The sequence below is a fragment of the Micromonospora sp. D75 genome (assembly GCF_018070405.1).
Classification (GTDB): Bacteria; Actinomycetota; Actinomycetes; order Mycobacteriales; family Micromonosporaceae; genus Micromonospora; species Micromonospora chalcea.
The window spans coordinates 1-2,616 of sequence record NZ_JAGPXV010000750.1; the positions used below are offsets into that span (position 1 = coordinate 1).

The 2,616-nt window shown below is 70.9% G+C and carries 2 protein-coding genes; both read left to right on the forward strand.

Going from position 1 to position 2,616, the window contains the following annotated elements:
- The first annotated feature begins 366 nt into the window (after positions 1-366).
- Positions 367-681, forward strand: a complete 315-nt coding sequence (gene groES / locus KBX39_RS28525) for a co-chaperone GroES (RefSeq protein ID WP_018222648.1) — start codon at positions 367-369, stop codon at positions 679-681.
- A gap of 70 nt (positions 682-751) precedes the next feature.
- Positions 752-2,395 (forward strand): chaperonin GroEL, encoded by a 1,644-nt coding sequence (gene groL / locus KBX39_RS28530; protein WP_210873489.1) that lies wholly within the window; start codon positions 752-754, stop codon positions 2,393-2,395.
- Positions 2,396-2,616 lie beyond the last annotated feature (221 nt).

Consider the following 2,616-nt stretch of genomic DNA (forward strand, 5'->3'; position numbering starts at 1 on the left):
CGCAGCGGGGCCGCCGCCGCCAGCGGGTCGCCGCCGGCCACCCGCCCGGCCGCGGCGAGCGCCGCCGACCCCTCGGGGGTACGCAGCACGGCGAGCAGGTCGAGATCCACGCGCCCATTCTCCCGGGCCGGTTCCGGCGCGACACGGAGGGCGACGCGCGTTGGCACTCTCCTTGACGGAGTGCTAGCCGAGGAATAACCTGCGATTAGCACTCTCACCCTGAGGGTGCCAACGCCCGAGCCTCGTGCCCGGGGGTTGAGCGCCAGGCGGACCGGCACCCGCGACGACGGCCCCGCCCGGTGGCATGTGGCAGATTGACGCTGGTCGGCACGCCGGCCGGCAACGACACCAAGTACCCGGGAGGGTATGCCCGTGACTACCGCGACCAAGGTTGCGATCAAGCCGCTCGAGGACCGCATCGTGGTCCAGGCGAACGAGGCCGAGACCACCACCGCCTCGGGCATCGTGATCCCCGACACCGCCAAGGAGAAGCCGCAGGAGGGCACCGTCCTCGCTGTCGGCCCGGGCCGGATCGACGACAAGGGCAACCGCGTGCCGATCGACGTGAAGGTCGGCGACACCGTCCTCTACTCGAAGTACGGCGGCACCGAGGTCAAGTACGCCGGCGAGGAGTACCTGGTGCTCTCCGCCCGCGACGTCCTCGCGGTCATCGAGAAGTAAGCAACCGATCAGTGTCGTTGCCCCGGTCCGGCTCGCCGGGCCGGGGCAACGTCGCTTCGAAGGGATACTGATGGCGAAGATCCTCAGCTTCTCGGACGACGCCCGGCACCTGCTCGAGCACGGTGTCAACGCCCTCGCGGACGCGGTCAAGGTCACCCTCGGCCCGCGCGGGCGCAACGTCGTCCTGGACAAGAAGTTCGGTGCGCCCACGATCACCAACGACGGCGTGACCATCGCCAAGGAGATCGAGCTCACCAACCCGTACGAGAACCTCGGCGCGCAGCTGGTCAAGGAGGTGGCGACCAAGACCAACGACGTCGCCGGCGACGGGACCACCACCGCCACCGTGCTGGCCCAGGCCATGGTCCGCGAGGGCCTGCGCAACGTGGCCGCCGGCGCCAACCCGACCGGCCTGAAGCGGGGCATCGACGCGGCGGCCGCCAAGGTCTCCGAGGCGCTGCTCGGCAAGGCCGTCGAGGTCGCCGGCAAGGAGTCGATCGCGCACGTCGCGACCGTCTCCGCGCAGGACGCCGCGATCGGCGAGCTGATCGCCGAGGCGATGGAGAAGGTCGGCCGCGACGGCGTCATCACCGTCGAGGAGGGCTCCGCGCTCGTCACCGAGCTGGAGGTGACCGAGGGTCTGCAGTTCGACAAGGGCTTCATCTCGCCGAACTTCGTCACCGACCTGGAGGCGCAGGAGGCGGTCCTGGAGGACCCGTACATCCTGATCACCACCCAGAAGATCTCGGCGATCGAGGAGCTGCTGCCGCTGCTGGAGAAGGTTCTCCAGAACAACAAGCCGCTGCTCATCGTCGCCGAGGACGTCGAGGGCCAGGCCCTGTCGACGCTCGTGGTCAACGCGCTGCGCAAGACCGTCAAGGTCTGCGCGGTCAAGGCCCCCGGCTTCGGCGACCGCCGCAAGGCGATGCTCCAGGACATGGCGATCCTGACCGGCGCCGAGCTGGTCGCCCCGGAGCTGGGCTACAAGCTCGACCAGGTCGGCCTGGAGGTGCTCGGCACCGCCCGCCGCGTCGTGGTCGACAAGGAGAACACCACTGTCGTCGACGGTGGCGGGCAGGCCTCCGAGGTCGCCGACCGGGTCGCCCAGATCCGCAAGGAGATCGAGGCCTCCGACTCGGAGTGGGACCGGGAGAAGCTGGCCGAGCGGCTGGCGAAGCTCTCCGGCGGCATCGCCGTGATCAAGGTCGGCGCGGCCACCGAGGTCGAGATGAAGGAGCGCAAGCACCGCATCGAGGACGCCATCGCCGCGACCAAGGCCGCGGTCGAGGAGGGCACGGTCCCGGGTGGCGGCGCCGCCCTGGCCCAGATCCTGCCGGCGCTCGACGACGACCTGGGCTTCACCGGTGACGAGAAGGTCGGCGTCTCGATCGTGCGCAAGTCGCTCGTCGAGCCGCTGCGCTGGATCGCCCAGAACGCCGGCCACGACGGCTACGTGGAGGTGCAGAAGGTCGTCGGCAAGGACTGGGGCCACGGCCTCGACGCCGCCACCGGCGAGTACGTCGACCTGGCCAAGTCCGGCATCATCGACCCGGTGAAGGTGACCCGCAACGCGGTCAGCAACGCCGCCTCGATCGCCGGCCTGCTGCTCACCACCGAGAGCCTCGTGGTGGAGAAGCCGGCCGAGCCGGAGCCGGCCGCCGGTGGCCACGGCCACTCGCACGGGCACGGCCACCAGCACGGCCCGGGCTTCTGACCCGAGGAGTACGCCCGACGTCAGGGCACACCGCCGACCCGGTGGTGTGCCCTGACGCATATGTCCTTACGGATCGCTGACGAGATTGGCAGCCGGGCCCGCGGGGCGACCAGACTGGAGCCCGTGAGCACCCTCTCCCCCCGCCGGGCGGCGCCGGCCGGTGTCGTCGCCGCCGTGGTGGCGCTCGGCGCCGCCGAACCCGTGGCGGTCCTGACCGGCCC

What these genes read in the sequence shown, in the direction of transcription:
- groES (WP_018222648.1), top strand. Translation starts at nt 367, where the DNA reads ATGCCCGTGACTACCGCGACCAAGGTTGCGATCAAGCCGCTCGAGGAC.
- groL (WP_210873489.1), top strand. Translation starts at nt 752, where the DNA reads ATGGCGAAGATCCTCAGCTTCTCGGACGACGCCCGGCACCTGCTCGAG.